Here is a 20292-nt window from a genome sequence, read left to right on the forward strand (position 1 = left end):
AATGGGAATTTCAACTCTACTTAATGGCGCAACTTCTTTTCAAAAAGAGGTTTTCAAAAGAAAAAAAGAGACTTTTATAGACCTGGTTAAAAACGGTCAACATCCAAAAGCTCTTTTTGTAGGTTGCAGTGATTCGAGAATCGTTCCAAATTTGATAACCCAGTCAAAACCTGGAGATTTGTTTGTTTACAGAAATGTAGGCAACTTCGTACCTCCTTTTAACCCTAAAGCTTTATTTCACGGAACTGCCGCAGCTATAGAGTATGCGGTATCTCATCTAAAGGTAAGTGATGTCATCATATGTGGCCACTCTCACTGCGGGGCTATAAAAGGAGTTTACAAAAGAGACAAGCTTGATGAAAACTCTATGGCACATCTTAAAAAATGGCTTGAACTTGGAGAAAGAGCAAAATCGATAGTAGAAAATATGGATAAAAAACAGCATTTTAGCTTTGAAGAAAAGCTTGAACATACCGAGCAAATCTCTGTCGTATTTTCCATGCAAAACATACTTACTTATCCAAGAGTTGCCAAAAAAGTCCAAGATGGGATACTTTCCATAAGAGGATGGTACTACAAAATCGAAACCGGAGAGATACTCTACTACGATGATGATGAAAATGAGTTTTTACCGATAAGTGGTGAAGAGTGAAGAGTTAATGGTGAAGAGTGAAGAGTTAATGGTAAATGGTGAATTGATAATTGAGAATGGAGAATTTATGAAGATTATGATTGTTGGTGTTGGTGGTGTTGGGGGATATATAGGTGGAAAGTTAAAACTTTTTGGCGATGATAAGATAACTTTTGTTGCAAGAGGGAAACAGCTTGAAGTTATAAAAAAGTCGGGATTGAAACTTTTGGATGAAAAAGATGAGTTTATAGTGCATCCTGACAAGATAACAAACGATCCAAAAGATTTGGGTCTGTTTGATCTTATCTTACTTTGTACAAAGAGTTATGATTTGCAACATGCTTTAAAACTGATAGAGAAAAATGTCTCAAATGATACCGTTTTGCTTCCTCTTTTAAATGGAGTGGACCATGACAAAGAGGTAAAAGAGGTTTTTCCAAATGCAAAAGTATTAAACGGTTGTATATACATACTCTCAAATGTAAAAGAACCGGGAGTTGTCAAAAAATACGGCGGCGTTTTCAATCTTATTTACGGCACTAAAGAGTATCCTCTTGGAGATTTTAAACATATAAAAGAACTTTTTGATAAAGCAGGTCTTAGAAATAAACTAACTGACGACATAGAACTTGAAACTTGGAAAAAATACCTCCTTATCAGTGCTTACGCTTCTATGACTTCTTACTACAAACAACCTCTAGGATTTATAGCAAATGAAAAGCTTGACGAATTGGAAAAAGTTTTATATGAGATAAAAAGTGTAGCCAATGCAAAAGATATAGATATAAAAGATGAAGTGATCAAGAAAATCCTCCAAAGAGTAGTAACGCTGCCATATGAGTCAAAAACATCTATGCAACTCGACTATGAAAAAGGTAAAAAGAGTGAAGTTGAAGCACTTTGCGGGTATATCGTAAAAGAGGCTGATAAAAATGGTATAAAAGTACCTTATATGAGAAAATACTATGAAGAATTAAAAATGAAAAATGAAAAATGAAAAATTTTTTTGTAATCTTTTTATTTGCAATCAATTTATGGGCAAATGAGCCCAATCACCTTCTTGGGCAAACCTCTCCTTATCTAAAGCAACATTTATACAACCTTGTTGATTGGTACCCTTGGAGTAAAAAGGCTTTTTTAAAGGCTAAAAAAGAGCATAAGATGATATTTTTATCCATTGGGTATAGTACTTGTCACTGGTGTCATGTGATGGCAAGAGAATCGTTCAATGATAAAAGAGTTGCAAAGCTTTTAAACAAATATTTTGTAAGTATCAAGGTCGATAAAGAAGAGATGCCTCAAATAGATAAAAAATACCAAAGGATTTATGAAAAGATATATCATAAAAAAGGCGGATGGCCTTTGAGTGTTTTTTTAACTGAGGATTTAAAACCTTTTTATATGGGTAAATACATACCAAAAGAGGATGGCTATGGCTCACCTGGACTTATAAAGCTACTTCAAAAATTTTCCAAAATGTATCAAAAAGATAGAAGTAGTATATATAAACTCGTTAAAGATATGATAAAAAAATATCACCATAAACAAAGGATAGAAAACAATCTACAAACAAATCTTATAAAAACAGCAATATCAAATATAAAAAAGAGTTTTGATAAAAAATACAAAGGTTTTGGAAAAGGCGCAAAATACCCTGAAAGCTCCAAGATAAACCTTTTGATGGATTATTACAAGGTTTACAAAGATAAACAATCCTTAAAAATAGCTCTTCAAACTTTAAAAGCTATGCAAAAAAGCTCCATCTATGATGTGATAAGCGGAGGTTTTTTCAGATATACAACCGATAGAGCTTGGCAATCTCCTCATTTTGAAAAGATGCTCTACTCCAATGCGCAAATCATTTCATCATATGCAAAAGCTTATCATTTGGAAAAAAATCAGTACTTCAAAGAAGTGATAGAAAAAAGCATAGATGAGTTTGATAAACATTTTACAAATAAAAACGGCCTATACTACAGCGCAAGCGATGCCGAGAGTAATTCAAAAGAGGGAGGGTATTATATATTTAGATATCAGGATATCTTACATAAACTTTTATCAAAAGGTATCAAAAAAAGTGATGCTTTAAAAACACTCAAATATCTTGATATCGAACAAGACGGTAATTACGACAGTGAGTATGCTCTGCCTTTTATAAAAGGGGATAAAAAACCGAAAAATTTTACAAAAATTATAAAAATCATCCAAACTGTAAAAGAAAAAAGAGATTTTCCTTTTTTGGATAAAAAGATCATAACTTCATGGAACGCAATGATGATAAAAGCAAAGCTTCAAGCCTCTTACATAAAACACTCCTACAAAAAGGAGGCAATGAAATCACTGGACAACCTTCTCTCTTTGATGCAAAAAAACGATATACTTTACCATCAAGCACTCGATGGCAAAAAACCTTTACAAAAAGGATTTTTGGAAGATTATGCCTATATGATCGATGCTCTTTTATACGCATATGAGATAACTCTAAAAAACTCATACCTTAAAAAAGCCTCTATACTAAACAATACCGCTATAAAAAATTTTTACAAAAAAGGTAAATGGTATCTCAGCAGTGATAAACTCGTCTTGGCTGATGGTGATGACACATACTATAGCGCACCTCTTTCAATGATGCTAAAAAATATACTTACTCTCTCGACATTTGAAAGCTCATTAAAATTAAAGAAAATATTTGAAAAAAGTATATCTGAGTTTTATCACAACATGATAAACAACTCCGGAAAATACGCACAGATGATAAATGATCTTTTGCGATATAAAAAAGGTATCATTCTTATAAAAAGCTCTAAAAGCAACCTTTTAAAATATAAAAAAGAGATAGCCCATATAAACTATCCCTTCTTACTTAAAGAAGCCATAAAATCAAATCAATTTTTAAGTTGTGACTTAAAAAGCTGTTTTGGCTACGGTAACTTTCAAACTGTCAAAAAAAAGATAGAACAGTACTAATTTTTTATTTTTCACTATAAATTGTTCATTCTTTTAAACTGTTATCTCTTTTATATCCGCTATATCCTTGAAAGTTTTATAGATAGAGCTTATAAGATTTTTTCTATTGGTTTTTATATCTTCATTTTCTACATTTACCATGACATTATCAAAAAAGTTGTCTATCTCAGGCTTTAATGAGAAAAGTTCTTCAAGTCTTATCTCATAGTCACTGAAATCTTTATCTTTTACATGGATAAATCTATCAAAAAGGGCTTTTTCCTCATCCTTTTCAAATAACGATGTATCTATACTTAGATCGCTTCCAATATCGACATCTTTTACTATATTGGAAACCCTTTTAAAGGTGGTAAATATCTCTTTGAACTCACTGCTTGTAACAATTTTGTTGAGTGCTTCAACTTTTTTCGAAATCTCAACTATATCTTTTTCACCACTTTGAAGCACAGCTTTGACAACGGAAGGGTTGACCTTGAAAAATTGATAAAGCCTCTCTATAAAAAACTCTTTTACTTTAGCTCTATCTATATCTTTATAATTGCTAGAGAGTTCATCAAAAACCTTATCTATATCAAACGGTAACTCATATCCTAAAACTATCTTTATGATACCGTTTGCTGCTCTTCTTAAGCCATAAGGGTCTTTGTTGCCAGTTGGAATCTTTCCTATGTCAAAAAGAGCTAAAATGGTATCAAGTTTGTTGGATAAGGCTATAATAGAGCTAAAAAGTGAACTTGGCAACGGTGAATCTTCTCCTGTTGGTAAATACTGCTCTTTTATAGCTAAACAAACTCTCTCATCTTCACCAAAAGCTTTTGCATAGTAGTACCCCATGATCCCCTGAAGTTCGGTAAATTCATATACCATTTCACTTAACAGGTCTGCCTTGCTAAGCAAAACAGCTCTTTCTATCATGTTTTTCTCTTCTATTCCATACATATCGGATAGATATAAAGCTATCTCTTTTTCTCTAAGTTCCTTATCGTAAACAGAACCAAGACCTTGCATATAAACTATATCTTTGAGCCCCTCATATCCAAGTCCGTTTTTCAAGTCATTGTCATAGAAAAATATAGCATCACTAAGTCTTGCTCTTAAAACTTTTTCATTTCCTTTAACTATAAGTGAAAAATCATCTGTTATGGCATTTGACACCACTATGAAACGGTTGGAGAGCTTGCCATCTTTAAAAACAGGAAAATATCTTTGATGCTCTTTCATGGAAGTTATGATAACTTCATTTGGCAATCTTAAAAACTCTTCATCGAATGTTCCAAGAAGAGCGGTTGGATACTCCGTGATAGTCACTATCTCATCCAAGAGATCATTGTCCGTCTCAATACTTATACTATTCTCATCTTCAATTTTTTTAAACTGCTCTAAGATTCTCTTTTTTCGTTCATTTTGATATAAAATTACACCGTTTTTATCAAGTTTGCAGAAGAAACCACCGGCAAAATCATACTTAAAAGGATCATATGAAACAGATCTGTGTGGATAAGAGATACTATCTGATTTTACATTGTACAATTCAAAATCTATCTTTTCATCACCAAGCATGGCGCCTATCCATCTTATGGGTCTTATGAAGCTCTCTTCGAGATTTCCCCACCTCATGGATTTGCCAAAATTAAGCGAAGTTAAAAATGAATGTAACATATCTTTTATGAGCTCTTTTGCGGGCTTGCCTTCGATCTCTTTTCTAAAGTAAAGTACCTCTTTGCCGTTTTTTTGAGATTTTCCAAGCTCATCGACTTCTACCCCACATTTTTTTGCAAAAGATAAAGCCGCATTTGTAGGTTTGCCGTCTTTGAAAGCTATACTAAGCGGTGCACCAAATAACTCTTCAGTTGCATCAGGCTGCTTTACAGGGAACTCTCTATGCCATAACACCATCCTTCTTGGCGTATAGTAAAAATCAAATTCGCAAAGCAAAGAATTTTTTTCTAAAACCTGACTCCATTTTTTATCGATATTTGGCAACTCCTTCAAAAAAGGAATCGCCGGTAGCTCCTCAACGCCTACTTCTATAAGCAATGGTTTAAACATTGTTTGCCTTTTGTAAAAATTGGATGTATTTTATCAAAATAAAGTTTTAAATCTGATTATTTGTCATCTTTGTTGATTTGGTCCCTATGCTTACTTGCAGATTGAAGCATAAATCCTCTAACTAAAAATATCATAAACAAAACAAAAAGGATAAGCATTATATCATCTATCATTTTACCTGCCTTTTATAGTAAAGTATAAGTTCTGGTTCATTTTTATATGAAACTATCCTTGCTTGCTTGATTATGATCTTTTTATGGTTTTGTAGAAGGTAATGTTTTATTTTGTTATAAATTCTTATCTTTTTACCTTTGTCATAGTAAAGATACCCTTTATCATATATACCTTTTAGTTTATATATGACTTCATTGATATATGTTTTTTTCGATAAATCCATACCTTTTTTATAGTGCAAAAAGTATTTGTTCAAATCGGCAATTTTTTCAAGCCTTGTTGCATCTTTTATAGATGTTATCTCAAGATTTCCTCTATAATTTTTTATACCGTTTATAATAAGATTGTAAAAATATCCTTTTTTAAAGATTTTATTGTGTCTATAAATATATATAGCTCTTTGATGTAGTTTTTTTATGATAACCCCCGTCTTGTCTCTATATATAACAGCTACCTTTCTTATGGTAATAGGCTTGGCAAGATTGGTGTTATCATATAACTTGTCTATACTCATATCGTTATAAATATCTTCTTTTACTTTCTTAAACTCTTTATGTTTTTTATCAGTTGTAAAGTAGGCAAATATAGGCAAATGATCAGAGTATCCCTTGCCGCTAAACTTTCCGTAACCACCTGCTCTTTGCCATCTAAAAATAACACCGTTTTTAAAAAGATAATTTGGTTTAAATACCCCAAAAGAGTTTTTTATATACTCAACTCCTTTACCGTCGAATAAACTACAAGGTACGATTATATTATCGATGCTATCTTTTTCACCATGAAAAATGTATGAATACCTTTTTGACAAAGGTAGCTCCATCCATAAATCATAAAGCAATGAGCAATCTTTTTTTATATCATTTACTGTGGTCATTTTTCCATTAAGGGTTGTTTTCAAAACATCATTTATACCCGTTTTTCCATGAGTGTTGTTTAACTTTTTATTTTTCAAAAAGGTGATATATTCATTGTAATTTGAGTTAAAATCTCCGAGTATAAGATATGGTATATTCTTTGGTAATTTTTCCAATCTTCTCTTAAGAGCTTTTGCGTATTTTACCCTTTCATTCTCACCTGCACTTTTTGACTTCCAGTGATTGACAAACAAAACAAAAGGTTTTTTGTCAATCATCAACCAAACTTCAAGAATGTCTCTATATCTTTGAGCATATGATACTTTTATCTCTTTGGTCTTTGTTATCTCAAATTTTGATAAAAGTGCAACTTTGACCGTGCTGTTTTTTTTATCAGCAATCGCATAATACCTGTAAAACAAACCTCTGCCTTGCAATGCTTTTCTCAAGTCCAGCAGAGCCTTTTTGCTTTCGACCTCTTCAAGTGCGACGATATCTGCATTCAAATCATATAAAACTTTGGATATATTTTTTAACTTTTTTTTATATATGTAGTTATTCCAACCATATTTTCCATCAGGTATATACTCCACATACTCATGGCCTGAAAATTGCATATCAAAAAGATTTTCTACATTATAAGTAGCTACTTTAAATGTAACAGCCTGTAAAAAAAATGGTAAAAGTAAAAGTAAAAATTTTTTCATAAGGATATTATATATATTTTAGGAGTATTTAGGCAGTAATATTTCAAAATGAAATATTACTCGCCTATATATTTTTTAAGTTTTCTTCCAACCTTCGGATGCTTCAACTTCTTTATAGCACTTGACTCAATCTGTCTTACTCTCTCTCTTGTGACATTAAGCTCTTTTCCTATCTCTTCAAGAGTCCTATCACTCTCATCTTCTAAAAGACCAAATCTCATCCTGATAACCGCTTTTTCTCTCTCATTCAGCTGGGAAAGCACATCATCTATCTGGTTTTTAAGATCAGCTTTTAGCATGAAGTCCATAGGAGAGACTGAACTTTTATCCTCTACAAAGTCACCGAATCTTCCATCTTCTTCATTTCCTATAGGAGCTTCAAGACTTATAGGCTCTTTTGTTATCTTGATGACATTTTTTACTTTATCCACACTAAGACCTACTTCTTCTGCTATCTCGTCAACTCCCGGTTCTTTTCCGTTCTCCTGGATATGTTTTCTTATGATCTTATTTATCCTGTTTATAGTTTCTATCATATGTATAGGTATCCTGATGGTTCTAGCTTGATCAGCTATGGCTCTACTGATAGCCTGTCTTATCCACCAGGTTGCATAAGTAGAAAATTTATACCCTTTTTTATACTCGAATTTATCTACTGCTTTCATAAGACCTATATTTCCCTCTTGTATAAGATCAAGGAAAGGAAGACCTCTGTTTGTATATCTTTTGGCTATGGATACTACAAGTCTAAGGTTGCTCTTTGCCATTCTAAACTTGGCTCTATCTGCTATCTTTTTACCTCTTTTGATTTGCTCTACTATCTCTTTTAATATCTCAGGGTCAAGGTTGAAACTGTTTTTACTTGCTTCTTTTGTTTTAAAGAGTTTTTTTATCTCCACATAAGTAGATACCATGGTAGTCTCAGGAACTGCGTCAGCTATCTCCTCTTTGGTCATGGTTGTTATCTTTGATAGTATCTTTTTATGATTCTCTTTTAGAGTATCGTTAAAAAGAGGTAGCTTATACTCAAGTCTTTTTAACTCTTTTTCAAAGTCATCTCCACTGTTTAACACTGTCTCCATAGATTTCACAAGTTGGTTTATGAGTTTACTTGTAGGTCCAAGATCAAGAAGTCTCTCTTTTAGTATCTTCTTTTTAAAAGCAAGTACTAAATCATAGTGGAGTTGCTCTTCTTCTGTTGCATCTTCTTTTAAAGGTTTGCTTCTTGCTTTCATCCAATCTTTTTTGGCTTTTTCAAGAAGTTTGAAACTCTCTTGTACTTTTTTGGTTCTTTTTAGGATTTTAGAGCTTACTTTTTTTGACTTGGTACTGTTTTCATCCTCTTCTTCATCTTCATCACTGTCATCATCATCGAAGCTTCTAAAGAGCTCTTTTACTCTTCTTTCTCTGTTTATAAGCGGTTCTTTATAATCGAGTATAAAATCTATAAGATATGGAACTGAACAAAAGGCATCTATGATGATATCTTCACCAAACTCTATCTGTTTGGAGATATCTATCTCTTCATCTTTTGTAAGAAGGTTTATCTTTCCCATCTCTCTTAGATACATTCTAACAGGACTGTCACTTCTGCTCCACTCAAGAAGCTCTTTTTCGCTTGCCAAGTCAAACTCTTCTTCAAGAGCTTTATCTTGTACTTTTTTTCTGTTTTCTTCTCTTTTTTTAGCTTCCTGGATATTTCTTCTTTTGGCAAGTTCGGCTGAAGTTATAAGTTTTACATCATACTTCTTTAAAAGCGATAAGAGCTTTTTTGCATTTGAAGCCGTGGGTTGTTTTTCAAAGAGACTCATTACCTCTGCGTATGTTACATAATCTTTCTTTCTTTGGGAAATCAAGTCTTCAAGTTTTTGGTAGAGTTCTTTGGTGGTCATTTAAGTCTCCTGTTTCGATGCTGTCTTATCGTATGAAAAGCCTATATTATACCCAAAAATTATTTAATTTTGATTAAAAATTAAATAATTTTGTCTTATCGCTTCATATAAAACTATACCTACACTAACTGAAAGATTTAAGCTTCTTCCATTTTCTCCCATCGGTATGGTCATACTGTTTTTCCAGTTTAGTTTCATAAATTCCAAAGGTATGCCGGCTGTTTCACTGCCAAAAAACAGAAAATCACCTTTTTTGAACTCTTTTTTAAAGTAAGGGGTATCGGTCTTTGTCGTAGCATAAAAAAATCTATCTTGAAATTGTTTGTGATGTGCATAAAACTCTTCCAAGCTATCCCAGATATATAGATCCAAAAGTTTCCAGTAGTCCAGTCCTGCACGTCTTACCGCTTTTTCACTCAAATCAAATCCTATAGGCTTTATGATATGAAGCTTTGAGTCCGTATTTACACAAATTCTTCCTATGCTGCCGGTATTTTGCGGGATTTGGGGGTGAACTAGTACGATATTGAACAAATTTTTTCCTACAGGACTTTTATGGCTTTTTTCAATTCAACCACCAACTCTTTTTGCCTGGTAAATACATACTGAAGGATATCCGAATTGGTTCCGTCCTCTTCTTTTAGTTTCAAAACGACTTTTGTAAAATCTTCCATTTTGATAACCATCAATATCTCAGCTTCCACATCAACAAGGCTGAATCCATCCTCTTTTTTTCTGTTTGGAAGTTTGAACATGGTTCGCACAACACTTCCTTCAAGTGTTTTATCGATACTCTGCTTTACTTTAACGGCTATAGCATTTATGGAGAGGTCAAGTATCTCCCCGTTTTTTACAAAATTTCCTTTTCTTATGGTTATGGGGATTCTAACTGTCGGCTGAACCCTTGTATGTTGTCTGTTGTTGGCACTATGTTTTAAAAATTCAAATTTCTCGACCACTATATATGATTTTGACAAATCGATAAATTTTACCACGGCTCTTATGTCGTGCGGAAAAGCAGGACTTTGTATAACAGTTTCATTGTCTATCTTGATGATGTATCTTTGAAGCTTTTCACAACTGAGGTAAAAAAATCCATCAGCATATTTGAGTACTTTGGACTCCGTGTTGACGCAAAGACCTTTGTAAATATTTAACAGTTTTATTGGTATTTTATTGTTTATACAATTATGCAAAAGATGATTTATCTGCTCTTGCTCGCTTATCCTGTCATTTAAAAATTTATACTCGAAATAATTTTCTTTTACTATCTCTTCCATACTCAAAGTGTTGTTGTCGACTTTATCTATAAATTCAATGATGCTGTTTAAGTCTTTATTGATAATGGAAAAAAACGATGTTGTTATGATAGGTGCAAATTTACTCTCTTTTTGACTTTCTATGATATTGTTGTGCAAAATGGAAGCAAAGTTTTTCATGTTATCAAAATTCATTCCCTCGTAAAGCAGGATAAAAAGATTTTTGTTCCACTCTACTATCTTTTCACTGTTGTCTTTGAAATTGTTTAGATTTAACAAAAAATCCTTTAAAAAATTGTAATATTCGGCTTTTGAGTAAACATTTTGAAGGTTCTCACCGTTATCTATGGAAACCATAGCAATAAAAAAATCTTTTTTTGTTATATTTGCCTGAACTATTTTATCTTTCAATCTTTCTATGAAAATAAACCTGTTTTGCGTCAAGTCCTCTATATCGGTTTCTATAAGATTTTCATTTTGAAGTATGCTCAGTATGGTTTTTTGCTCTTTTTCAAGATAGTTTATAGAACAATACAACTCTTTGTGCTCTTTCTTTCCGTTTTCTACAAGCATTCTTGAAAAAGATGATCTATAGTCCGTCACTAAAGCATATAAGTCTCTGTTTTTTCTAATTATATTCTCTATAAATTGAAGATTATCCGTACTAAAAAATCTTTTTGCACCTGTATTTATATAACTTAATTTTTTTCTTTCAAAAACAAGTACAGGATAAACTGTATCCATTTGTTCGCCTAGATATGAGATATTTATCTCATGCAAATGAAAAGCAGCTTTTTTTACGGATTTATTTAAAAATTCTTTTATAAAATCTTCATTACAACTCAAGCTATATACATTTTTTATATCATAATTCAATGAAAATTTCAAAACCGAAGTATTGGTGTCCATGGCGGTAAAAAGATATATATGCGAAAAATTATAATTTTTAGCTATCTTTTGGATAAATTTAAGGATATTTTTATCAATTTTTTCAAATTCCAATATAAATATATGCGCTTTTGGAGGCAGCGTGTACTCATCTTTTATATCTATAATGTCATATTTTAAAAAAAGATTTGCATATTCATCCATAACTTCCAAACTGTTTTTATCGGCATATATATGGCATACGGAGATACTTTTAGTAATTTTTTCACTTATATCCAAAAGATGATTTCCCATGATAAATCCTAAAAAATTATAGTTTTGTTACCGTTGATAAATATCTTATCATCAAGTGCCAAAGTCAAAGCATTTGATAAAACCGTTTTTTCGACATTTCTTCCCGCTCTTTGCATATCTCTCCAACTATATGTATGATCTACTCTTATGATATCCTGGGATATGATCGGTCCTTCATCCAAATTGTCATTTACTATATGTGCAGTTGCTCCTATAATCTTCACCCCTCTGTTATAAGCCTGCTTGTAAGGATTTGCTCCTATAAAAGCCGGTAAAAATGAGTGATGGATGTTTATGATACGGTTTTTATAATTGTTTACAAACTCAGGAGTCAATATCCTCATATACTTTGCAAGTACGATATAGTCTACATCATAATTTTTGAGGATTTGTAGTATTTTTTCCTCATGTTGGGCGCGGCTTAGATTCTCGTGAGAAACAGAGTGATATGGTATATCAAACTTTAAAACAAGTGACTTCAGCACTTCATAATTTGATATAACGGCAAGTATGTTTGCGTTTAGTTCACCGCTGTAGTGTTTTATAAGTATATCACCAAGAGCATGCGCTTCTTTGGTACACATTATGACTATATTTTTTCTTTTTCTTTGGGATATGTATATATTTGCGTTGTTTCCTAATTTTTCCTGGAGTTCGTTTTTTATATCCTTTATGGATACTTCACCGTTAACCTCCGCCCTGAAAAAAAATCTTCTGTTTTCAAGGTCGACAAATTCTCTATTGGTTATGATATTTACACCGTTTTTATATAAAACTTCCGATACAGTATATACAAGTCCCTTTTTATCGGGACAATCTACTTTTATAATGTAACTGTTATGCATTTATACTCCACTACAACATAATAAAAGATACATTATACAAAAATTTAGCTTAAGGGGAACTCTAAAGCAATTACTTTTCTTTGTATTTCTTAACCTGATAAGTATAGATTTCAGGATGATGTATCAGACAATTTGTCTGCAATCCTGCTTTTTGACACAAATGAGCAAAAAATAGATCAAATGACGGCAACTGCTCCCAAACCTGTGGCAAGAAAGTAGCCTGATGACCGTCAAGCTTTAAAACCACTCCATCAACATCAGGTCTGATTTTGTTTTTCAAATCCTCTATATCAACATAATCAAGTTTCTCAGGCTTTGAAAGAATGGAAACTTCAACTTTTATGTCGTTATACTCATACTCGCTAAGAGCTTGAAATCTCGGGTCATGCAAAGCAGCCGCTCTTGCATTGAGTATAATATCTTCATAAAGGGGTCTGTAAGCCTCCAAAGAGCCTATGCATCCACGCAAACTTTGCTCTTCCCCTTTGGTGATCGTAACAAAAGATGAGCCAAGCTCCTTAAGTTCGGGATAATCACTCAAGAGTTTGTCCAAGTCAAGATCATAATCTATACCAACTGACTGCGCTATGGCGGCTCTTGCCAATTTAAGATAAATATTTCCCATATCCATTACCAACCTCCTATAACTCTTCACTCTTTACTACTCACTATTCACTAATTATACCAAATATTGGAACATATATTGCTTTATCAAAGTGAGAATTAAAGAATTTTATGAGGATATGTTATGCAAAATGGATACTACCAGGCAGTAGGCGCAATGGTAACACAATTTAACAGACTTGATACCATATCGAACAATTTGGCAAACACTAACACTGCAGCCTTCAAAAGAGATGATGTGGTTATCGGTGATTTTTTGAGTATTTTAAAACAGCAAAGAGATGAACTACCCATAAAAGACAATACAAAAGATGCCGCAAAATTCATAAACAGATCTCTTGATAGAGTTCCTCATATTGTTAGAGATTATACAGACTTTTCTCAAGGAGCCATGAGAAAAACAGACAATCCTTTGGACATAGCACTTAAAAGAAGTGATAGATTTTTCCTGGCTAAAACCCCTGATGGCTTAAAACTGACCCAAAACGGAGCTTTTATACTTAACGAAAAGGGTGAATTAAGTACAAAAGAGGGATATCAGGTACTTGGGGCAAATTACTTCAAAAACCATCAGGCTATCAGCATTCCAGCCGGCAAGAGTGTAAGTATAACCGACAATGGCAACATATACGCTGACGGTGAAGAGATAGGAAAGCTATACATCGCAAAATTCAACCACAACTTATCAAATTTAAAAAAATTTGGCGATAACCTTTATGATATAGACAATTTGAACGATATATCATTGAGTGATGACGGGGATTATATAGCTTCGGGTTTTTTACAAATGAGCAATATAAATCCGGTAAAAGAGATGACGGCTCTCATAGAGACCAACAGACTAGTAGAAATGTACCAAAAAGTGATGAGTTCACAAATGAACGACTTAAACGGTGATGCGATAAATAAACTCGCAAGCACGAAAGCATAGGAGAGATAAATGATAAGAGCATTATACACTGCAGCTACGGGCATGATGGCGCAACAAACTCAGATAGATACCACTTCAAACAATATAGCAAATGTAAACACGATAGGATACAAAAAGCAAAGAGCCGAATTTGCCGACCTTATGTATCAAACGATGGAGTATGCGGGAACTCAGACGAGTTTGAACACTTCCTCGCCGACAGGCATAGAAGTGGGACTTGGTGTCAGACCGACAGCCATAACAAAAGAATTCACACAGGGAAATTTCAAAGAAACCGGCAACAACTTAGATATGGCGATAACGGGAAACGGCTTTTTTCAAGTCGAACTTCCTGACGGCACTACAGCTTACACAAGAAACGGGGCATTTAAACTAGATGCTGATGGAAATGTGGTAAACTCAGACGGTTACAAACTTATACCTCAGATAGTAGTACCTTCCGATACGACCGCCATATCCGTAGGAACTGATGGAACGGTATCGGTTTTGCAGGCCGGTCAAACCCAAATGACCCAGATAGGACAAATCCAACTTGCAAATTTCGTAAATCCTGCCGGACTTCACTCACTTGGAAACAATAACTATATAGATACTTCAGCTTCAGGCGATGCGATAGTGGGAACTCCCGGACTAAACGGTATAGGAGAGATAAGAGAAGGCTTTGTAGAGATGAGCAATGTCCAACTTGTCGAAGAGATGACAGATCTCATAACCGGCCAAAGAGCATATGAAGCTAACTCAAAAGCCATAACGACTTCGGATCAAATGCTTCAAACCGTCAATCAACTAAAACGATAAAATGGTGAAGGGTGAGTAATGAGTGGTTAGTAGCAAATTACTACTCACCTTCTAATTTTTCTCTTTTTTCTTCAATTTCAAGATAAATCTCTAAAAGTTCGTCGAGTTCTTTTTCTTTTACCTGAAGATTTCTATATAACTCTTCAAGTCCTTTTTCTTTATAACATTCAGGATCACTTAAGCACTCGTTTATCTCTTTTATCTCACTTTCGAGTTTTTCTATCAGCGGCGGATACTCTTCAAGTATTCTGTTTTCTTTATAGCTTAGTTTTTTTTGGATTTTTTGTTTCTTTGGAAGCTCTTTTTTGCCTAAATCTTTTTCGAATTCGCTTAATTCTTCCAACTCTTTTTCTATCTCGAGATACTCACTGTATTGTCCGTGACTCTCTTCAACTTTGCCACTACCCTTTAGTATAAAAAGTTTTCTTGCAATTTTATCGACAAAGTATCTATCATGGCTTACAAATATCAAAGCTCCTTGAAAATTTTGCAGATACTCTTCAAGTATATTGATTGTCGGTATATCTAGATCATTGGTAGGCTCATCAAGAATAAGACAATCATACTCCTTTGTAAACAAAAGCGCCAAAGCCACCCTACTCTTTTCACCACCGCTTAAGATACCTATCTTTTTATCGAGATGCTCTTTTGGAAAAAGAAAACTCTTTAGATATCCGTAGACATGCATATTTTTTCCTCTTACATCCACTCTGTCCCCGCCATTTGGACAAAAAGTCTCTATAAGAGTCTTGTCATCGTCAAGCATCTTTTTATCCTGGTCAAAGTATCCCACTCTGAATTCGCCTCTTTTTATAGTTCCTTTTGAAGGAGATATCTCTCCAAGCAGAAGTTTTAGAAAAGTCGATTTTCCGGTACCGTTTTTCCCTACAACTGCTATCTTATCAAGCTGAAGTATACGGGCGGTAAAATCCTTGATAAGTTCTTTGTCTCCAAGTGTGATAGAGATATCTTCCAGCTCATAGAGCATTTTTTTTCTGTTTTTGCTTTCACTTTGGTTGAAATTTTTTTGCTCTCTTTGTAGTTGAAGTTGCATTTTTCGTATGACGGAGGGATTTTTTTTGGCTTGTTCACGAAGTTCCAATACTCTTTTTTTCCTGCCTTCATTTCTTTTGAGTCTTGCTTTTACTCCACGATTCAGCCACTCTTCTTCACTTTTTAAAAGTTTCAAAAGATTTTCATGACTTTTTTTCACAGACTCTAAAAGCTCCTCTTTTTGTTTTAGATAGTTGGTATATCCTCCATTGAAACTTCTTAGTTTACATTCATCTATCTCTATGACTTTGGTGGCAAGTGAATCTATAAAGTACCTGTCATGAGAAATAAACACAAGAGTAAATTTCTCTTTTAAAAGCAAACTTTCCAAAAACTCGACCATATAAACATCAAGATGGTTTGTAGGCTCATCAAGAAGCAGGATATCCGGTTTTTTAAGGAGCAAAGATGCCAAAGCAACCCTTCTTTGCTCTCCACCGCTTAACATACCGACCTGTTTATCCTCATATCTTTTTAAATCAAACTCCTGCAAGACTCTCTCTATCTTATCATCGATACTCCAAGCTCCATGCATATCAAGATAAAGAGACAACTCCTCTTGCTCTCTAAGAAGTTCTCTGTTTTCGAAATCATCAGCCAAAAGCTCACTGACTTTTTCAAATCTTGCTTTTTTTTCTTTTAATTCTTGAAGTTCATTTTCTATGGCATCTTTTACGCTCAAGTTTTCATTCAGCACCGGTTGTTGCTGAAGTATGTCTATCTTTATATTGTTACTAAGCACTCTTCTTCCATTATCAGGCTCGAGTGAACCGTTAAGTATATTTAAAAATGTCGATTTCCCTCCGCCGTTTTGACCGATGATAGCTACTCTTTCACCCTCGTTTAGGTGAAAATCAACTTCACAAAGTATCTTTTGTATTTCATAATTTTTACTAACTTCCAACAAATCCAGTATTGCCATATCTTATCCGTAATTTTTGGGAAATTATAGCGAAATTTATGTATAATATATCAAAAATTTGGAGTATATATGAATAATATATGGCAAAATTTCTGGTATAAAAATATAATTAGTGGTGTAGTTATAGGATTTGTTTTTTCTTATCTTACTTACAGGCCTGAAAAAGGTATCGCTTTCAACATAGTGAACTTTGTGGTTTTATCATTTTTAGCGACCGTTTTTTCCATGGGATGGGACAAACTACTTAATTGGAAGAAAAAATAGAGGGAGAAAACATGAATATACAAGAGAAATATCCGAAACTTTTTGAAAAGATAGAGGATAAGGAATTTGTACAGGATTTAAATGACCTTGTAAATGTCGACGTGAACTATGATGACGAAGACAGTGAAGAAGTGGATGTATTTGACCCTGAAGATTACAACTATATAGTTTACATAAATGAAAGAGTGCAAAATGCCATAGGAATAGATAAGCTACCACTCTTAAAAGAAAAAATCAGAAGCTTAAAAGAGATAGAAAATTTTATTGAGAGCGAAGATGATCTTTATGGCATAGAATGTACTCTGCCAGAAGAAGAAATAGTGAAAACAATACTTAATATTGTAGAAAACGAACTTGTATAGTTATCTTACTTTTTGCAAAAAAAGATATATAGCTGTACTCATAGCAGCACTTCCAAGTATCATTCCCATGATAACTATCTGGTATCTAACGGCAATGATAGGATCTACACCTGAGAGGATTTGTCCTGTCATCAAGCCCGGTAGCGATACGATACCCACAGCAAAAAATGAGTTTATCTGAGGTATCAAGGAAGCTTTGTATGAAATAGCTCTAGCCATTTCATAGTTATGGTTTTTTATCTCATTTTCAAATCTCTCTGCTGTTAAAGAGAGTGCATTCATGGCATTTGCAAAGACCATACCCGAAAGTGGTATGATATATCTTGGCTGATAAAAAGGATGCAACTCCAAAACAAAATAAAAAACCAAAAATAGGTTAAAACTACTACCAAGTAATACAGAGATAAAAAAATGAAGATAGTTTTTCCTATCTCTATCCTTTACATTTCTCAAAGCTATAAAACTTGAAGCACTAATCATTATCAAAATAACACAAAATCCCAAAACAGAATCTTTACTACCAAATATATATCTTAAGATATAACCAACCATTAAAAGTTGTAAAACCATTCTAAAAGTTGCTAATGCAACCTCTTTTTTATTTTTAGTCCAACTGCTATATATAAACCATGTTATTCCAAGCGGTATGAGCATATACGATAATTGATAAAAACTTATGATTTTCATATCTCTACAACTTCATTATTTAGCTCATTCTCTTTTTGCATATTGGTTTTTGGAAAATTATCTTTCAAGATTTTGCCACATTTTTTTGTGATATGTACTAAACCCTCATCTACCTTAGCATTTTTTGCATACTCTAAAAACTCTCTTACAATACCTTGCCAAATATTATTTTTTATCTTTTTTTGGATATTCTCATCAGCCACAACTCTTATATACCTCTCATTCAAACTGACAAACAAAAGTATGGCTTTATGGTTTTTGGTTTTATCGATACCGAGTTTGTAAAATTGGGTTAATGCCATCTTTTCACATCTATCTTTTTTTACTTTTTTGGGGATTATCCTGTACTTTATGTTACCGTATTCAAGTACAAAAGAGACAAATAAAAATGTCGCTACGACCAAAGCCGTAAGGTTTGTCTGTGTTATATGAATTCCTGCGACTTTTACTGCAAAAGGCACCAAAAGCGTAGCAAAAAGAGAGTATATAAATATCGAATACCTATACCTGTCACAGCTGCCTGCTACCACCACCCTGATCTCCGCATCACTTTTTGATTCAATATCGGCTATCGATTGTTCTATAATTTTTTTTGTATCTTTACTTATGCCGTTCATTACCAACTCCCACTTGCTCCTCCTCCGCCAAAGCCTCCGCCTCCACCGCTGAAGCCTCCGCCAAATCCTCCAAAACCACTATCTCCGTCATCAAAAAAATCATCTCCCCCACCCATAAGTGTAGGCGTTGAAGACGAAGTCCCGCTAAACGCATTTGAAAATAAAAAAAGTATGAATGCCAAAACAAATATCAATATACCTATGATCAAAGAAGATGTAAATACATATGCAAAAAAGCCTATGAAGCTACTTGGAATGATCTTTGAAGTAATATTTTTGTATTTATGCGAAAACAGTGACTGAGTGAACATGATAAAAAATATAAATGCAAAAAACAGAATTGGCGCAAGATCATCTTTTTTGGAAGTTTTTGCATCTTTTGTATAGGTTCCTTTTAAAACAGAAAGTATGGCTTTAACACCGTTTATGACTCCTCCGTCAAAATCTCCTCTTTTAAAATATGGCAATATATCCGAATTTATGATAACGGAACTTATGGCATCGGTCAATTTTCCCTCAAGTCCATAGCCGACTTCTATGCGGACTTTTCTCTCGTTTGGTGCAACTATGAGTAAAACTCCGTTGTTTAACTTTTTCTGCCCGATACCCCAGTGCCTTCCAAGCTGATACCCATAATCGGCTATATCATTCCCCTGAAGGGATTTTAAAGTAACAACCACCACTTGATTCGATGAATTGTTTTCTGCACTTTTTAACAGACCCTCTATCTTTATTTTGGCTCCATCAGACAAAATACCTGCTTCATCAACAACTCTACCTGTTAATTTTGGAAAAGTTAAGGCTCCGTATACAAAAATGGTACAAAAGAGTGCCAGCAGGATTTTTTTCATCAGTTAAAGTTAACCTGTGGAACTTTTGCTTCTTGTTTGGTTATGGTAAAAGTCTGTTTCAGCTTTGCATCCGGATAGAGAAGATGCGCTATCCACTTGTTCGGTATGATTCTAAGTTCAAGATTGTATTTTTTAACTGCCTGTATATAATCCCTCCTTGCAACGGCTATCCTGTTTTCAGTACCCTCAAGCTGTGACTGAAGTGCAAGGAAGTTTTTATCAGCTTTTAGATCCGGATATCTTTCACTTACCGCCAAAAGTCTTGAAAGTGCATTTCCAAGCTGTCCTTGAGCCTCTTGAAATTTTTTAAAAGCTACGGGATTGGTCAGTATATCTTTTGGTATGGTCATATTTGCAACTTTGCTTCTTGCTTTTGTAACTTCGGTTAAAACATCTTTTTCGTGTTTTGCATAACCTTTTACCGTAGCTATGAGATTTGGTATAAGATCAGCTCTTCTTTTATACTGGTTTTCCACCTGAGCCCAAGCTGCCTTTACTTCTTCATCGTATGTAGGTACATTGTTTATCATGCAACCGCTAAAAAGTACTCCGATCATCAATATCAACAAACCGTTAAATATCTTTTTCATAAACTCTCCTAAAACAAATTATTTAGAAATTAT

The 20292-nt window shown here is 33.7% G+C and carries 19 protein-coding genes; 7 read left to right on the plus strand and 12 right to left on the minus strand.

Going from position 1 to position 20292, the window contains the following annotated elements; all coding sequences use genetic code 11:
* Position 1: 1 nt before the first annotated feature.
* The 3 genes from ACZ47B_RS04045 to ACZ47B_RS04055 all read left to right on the plus strand — a co-directional run bounded on the left by ACZ47B_RS04045 (position 2) and on the right by ACZ47B_RS04055 (position 3598).
* Positions 2–652 carry a carbonic anhydrase gene (locus tag ACZ47B_RS04045; RefSeq protein WP_464895403.1) on the plus strand — a complete coding sequence of 217 codons (651 nt, stop codon included), beginning with the start codon at positions 2–4 and terminating at the stop codon, positions 650–652.
* A 67-nt stretch (positions 653–719) separates the two neighbouring features.
* Complete coding sequence (locus ACZ47B_RS04050) at positions 720–1628, plus strand: ketopantoate reductase family protein (RefSeq protein ID WP_464895404.1); 909 nt, start codon at positions 720–722, stop codon at positions 1626–1628.
* Complete coding sequence (locus tag ACZ47B_RS04055; RefSeq protein WP_464895405.1) at positions 1625–3598, plus strand: thioredoxin domain-containing protein; 1974 nt, start codon at positions 1625–1627, stop codon at positions 3596–3598. The genes ACZ47B_RS04050 and ACZ47B_RS04055 overlap by 4 nt, the downstream gene beginning before the upstream one ends.
* Before the next feature lie 33 nt (positions 3599–3631).
* Here ACZ47B_RS04055 and glyS read toward each other — a convergent pair whose 3' ends face one another.
* The 7 genes from glyS to amrA form a co-directional block, all read right to left on the minus strand.
* Positions 3632–5647 carry a glycine--tRNA ligase subunit beta gene (glyS, locus tag ACZ47B_RS04060; RefSeq protein WP_464895406.1) on the minus strand — a complete coding sequence of 672 codons (2016 nt, stop codon included), beginning with the start codon at positions 5645–5647 and terminating at the stop codon, positions 3632–3634.
* A 169-nt stretch (positions 5648–5816) separates the two neighbouring features.
* Positions 5817–7382 (minus strand): endonuclease/exonuclease/phosphatase family protein, encoded by a 1566-nt coding sequence (locus ACZ47B_RS04065; RefSeq protein ID WP_464895407.1) that lies wholly within the window; start codon positions 7380–7382, stop codon positions 5817–5819.
* Between the two features lie 56 nt (positions 7383–7438).
* Complete coding sequence (gene rpoD, locus ACZ47B_RS04070; RefSeq protein ID WP_464895408.1) at positions 7439–9274, minus strand: RNA polymerase sigma factor RpoD; 1836 nt, start codon at positions 9272–9274, stop codon at positions 7439–7441.
* A gap of 63 nt (positions 9275–9337) precedes the next feature.
* Positions 9338–9808, minus strand: coding sequence for a tRNA (cytidine(34)-2'-O)-methyltransferase (locus ACZ47B_RS04075; protein ID WP_464895409.1), 471 nt, complete (start codon positions 9806–9808; stop codon positions 9338–9340).
* A gap of 8 nt (positions 9809–9816) precedes the next feature.
* Positions 9817–11715: a hypothetical protein gene (locus ACZ47B_RS04080; protein WP_464895410.1), complete on the minus strand. Its 1899-nt coding sequence runs from the start codon at positions 11713–11715 to the stop codon at positions 9817–9819.
* Positions 11716–11723: 8 nt separating this feature from the next.
* The gene (purU, locus tag ACZ47B_RS04085; protein WP_464895411.1) at positions 11724–12560 is read right to left on the minus strand and encodes a formyltetrahydrofolate deformylase; all 837 of its coding nucleotides are present in this window, start codon (positions 12558–12560) and stop codon (positions 11724–11726) included.
* Positions 12561–12630: 70 nt separating this feature from the next.
* Complete coding sequence (gene amrA / locus ACZ47B_RS04090; RefSeq protein ID WP_464895412.1) at positions 12631–13191, minus strand: AmmeMemoRadiSam system protein A; 561 nt, start codon at positions 13189–13191, stop codon at positions 12631–12633.
* Positions 13192–13308: 117 nt separating this feature from the next.
* Between amrA and ACZ47B_RS04095 the strand changes: the two genes are divergently transcribed.
* Both ACZ47B_RS04095 and flgG read left to right on the plus strand, forming a co-directional pair.
* Positions 13309–14115, plus strand: coding sequence for a flagellar hook-basal body protein (locus ACZ47B_RS04095; RefSeq protein WP_464895413.1), 807 nt, complete (start codon positions 13309–13311; stop codon positions 14113–14115).
* Positions 14116–14124: 9 nt separating this feature from the next.
* Positions 14125–14913, plus strand: a complete 789-nt coding sequence (gene flgG, locus ACZ47B_RS04100; protein ID WP_464895414.1) for a flagellar basal-body rod protein FlgG — start codon at positions 14125–14127, stop codon at positions 14911–14913.
* A gap of 40 nt (positions 14914–14953) precedes the next feature.
* On the opposite strand, the gene abc-f is transcribed toward flgG, so the two are convergent.
* On the minus strand, positions 14954–16888 hold the full coding sequence (gene abc-f, locus ACZ47B_RS04105; RefSeq protein WP_464895415.1) for a ribosomal protection-like ABC-F family protein: 1935 nt from the start codon (positions 16886–16888) through the stop codon (positions 14954–14956).
* Between the two features lie 69 nt (positions 16889–16957).
* Between abc-f and ACZ47B_RS04110 the strand changes: the two genes are divergently transcribed.
* Both ACZ47B_RS04110 and ACZ47B_RS04115 read left to right on the plus strand, forming a co-directional pair.
* On the plus strand, positions 16958–17152 hold the full coding sequence (locus tag ACZ47B_RS04110; RefSeq protein ID WP_464895416.1) for a hypothetical protein: 195 nt from the start codon (positions 16958–16960) through the stop codon (positions 17150–17152).
* Positions 17153–17163: 11 nt separating this feature from the next.
* The gene (locus ACZ47B_RS04115) at positions 17164–17514 is read left to right on the plus strand and encodes a hypothetical protein (RefSeq protein WP_464895417.1); all 351 of its coding nucleotides are present in this window, start codon (positions 17164–17166) and stop codon (positions 17512–17514) included.
* On the opposite strand, the gene ACZ47B_RS04120 is transcribed toward ACZ47B_RS04115, so the two are convergent.
* From ACZ47B_RS04120 to ACZ47B_RS04135, 4 genes are read right to left on the minus strand one after another with little or no spacing between them, the layout of a single operon-like run.
* Entirely contained in the window at positions 17515–18201 is a 687-nt protein-coding gene (locus ACZ47B_RS04120) for an ABC transporter permease (protein ID WP_464895418.1), read from the minus strand.
* Positions 18198–18818: a TPM domain-containing protein gene (locus tag ACZ47B_RS04125; RefSeq protein ID WP_464895419.1), complete on the minus strand. Its 621-nt coding sequence runs from the start codon at positions 18816–18818 to the stop codon at positions 18198–18200. The genes ACZ47B_RS04120 and ACZ47B_RS04125 overlap by 4 nt, the downstream gene beginning before the upstream one ends.
* On the minus strand, positions 18818–19669 hold the full coding sequence (locus ACZ47B_RS04130; protein ID WP_464895420.1) for a TPM domain-containing protein: 852 nt from the start codon (positions 19667–19669) through the stop codon (positions 18818–18820). Before ACZ47B_RS04130 ends, ACZ47B_RS04125 begins: the two co-directional genes overlap by 1 nt.
* Positions 19669–20259 (minus strand): LemA family protein, encoded by a 591-nt coding sequence (locus ACZ47B_RS04135; protein WP_464895421.1) that lies wholly within the window; start codon positions 20257–20259, stop codon positions 19669–19671. The genes ACZ47B_RS04130 and ACZ47B_RS04135 overlap by 1 nt, the downstream gene beginning before the upstream one ends.
* Between the last annotated feature and the right edge of the window lie 33 nt (positions 20260–20292).

The sequence above is a fragment of the Thiofractor thiocamini genome, assembly GCF_055384375.1.

Excerpts from the sequence above, each read along its gene's own strand:
- ACZ47B_RS04065 (WP_464895407.1), bottom strand. The coding sequence starts at position 7,382 with ATGAAAAAATTTTTACTTTTACTTTTACCATTTTTTTTACAGGCTGTT.
- abc-f (WP_464895415.1), bottom strand. The coding sequence starts at position 16,888 with ATGGCAATACTGGATTTGTTGGAAGTTAGTAAAAATTATGAAATACAA.
- ACZ47B_RS04125 (WP_464895419.1), bottom strand. The coding sequence starts at position 18,818 with ATGAACGGCATAAGTAAAGATACAAAAAAAATTATAGAACAATCGATA.
- ACZ47B_RS04135 (WP_464895421.1), bottom strand. The coding sequence starts at position 20,259 with ATGAAAAAGATATTTAACGGTTTGTTGATATTGATGATCGGAGTACTT.
- ACZ47B_RS04050 (WP_464895404.1), top strand. The coding sequence starts at position 720 with ATGAAGATTATGATTGTTGGTGTTGGTGGTGTTGGGGGATATATAGGT.
- ACZ47B_RS04055 (WP_464895405.1), top strand. The coding sequence starts at position 1,625 with ATGAAAAATTTTTTTGTAATCTTTTTATTTGCAATCAATTTATGGGCA.
- ACZ47B_RS04115 (WP_464895417.1), top strand. The coding sequence starts at position 17,164 with ATGAATATACAAGAGAAATATCCGAAACTTTTTGAAAAGATAGAGGAT.
- ACZ47B_RS04080 (WP_464895410.1), bottom strand. The coding sequence starts at position 11,715 with ATGGGAAATCATCTTTTGGATATAAGTGAAAAAATTACTAAAAGTATC.
- flgG (WP_464895414.1), top strand. The coding sequence starts at position 14,125 with ATGATAAGAGCATTATACACTGCAGCTACGGGCATGATGGCGCAACAA.
- ACZ47B_RS04095 (WP_464895413.1), top strand. The coding sequence starts at position 13,309 with ATGCAAAATGGATACTACCAGGCAGTAGGCGCAATGGTAACACAATTT.
- amrA (WP_464895412.1), bottom strand. The coding sequence starts at position 13,191 with ATGGATATGGGAAATATTTATCTTAAATTGGCAAGAGCCGCCATAGCG.
- ACZ47B_RS04045 (WP_464895403.1), top strand. The coding sequence starts at position 2 with ATGGGAATTTCAACTCTACTTAATGGCGCAACTTCTTTTCAAAAAGAG.
- ACZ47B_RS04110 (WP_464895416.1), top strand. The coding sequence starts at position 16,958 with ATGAATAATATATGGCAAAATTTCTGGTATAAAAATATAATTAGTGGT.
- ACZ47B_RS04130 (WP_464895420.1), bottom strand. The coding sequence starts at position 19,669 with ATGAAAAAAATCCTGCTGGCACTCTTTTGTACCATTTTTGTATACGGA.
- glyS (WP_464895406.1), bottom strand. The coding sequence starts at position 5,647 with ATGTTTAAACCATTGCTTATAGAAGTAGGCGTTGAGGAGCTACCGGCG.
- rpoD (WP_464895408.1), bottom strand. The coding sequence starts at position 9,274 with ATGACCACCAAAGAACTCTACCAAAAACTTGAAGACTTGATTTCCCAA.
- ACZ47B_RS04120 (WP_464895418.1), bottom strand. The coding sequence starts at position 18,201 with ATGAAAATCATAAGTTTTTATCAATTATCGTATATGCTCATACCGCTT.
- purU (WP_464895411.1), bottom strand. The coding sequence starts at position 12,560 with ATGCATAACAGTTACATTATAAAAGTAGATTGTCCCGATAAAAAGGGA.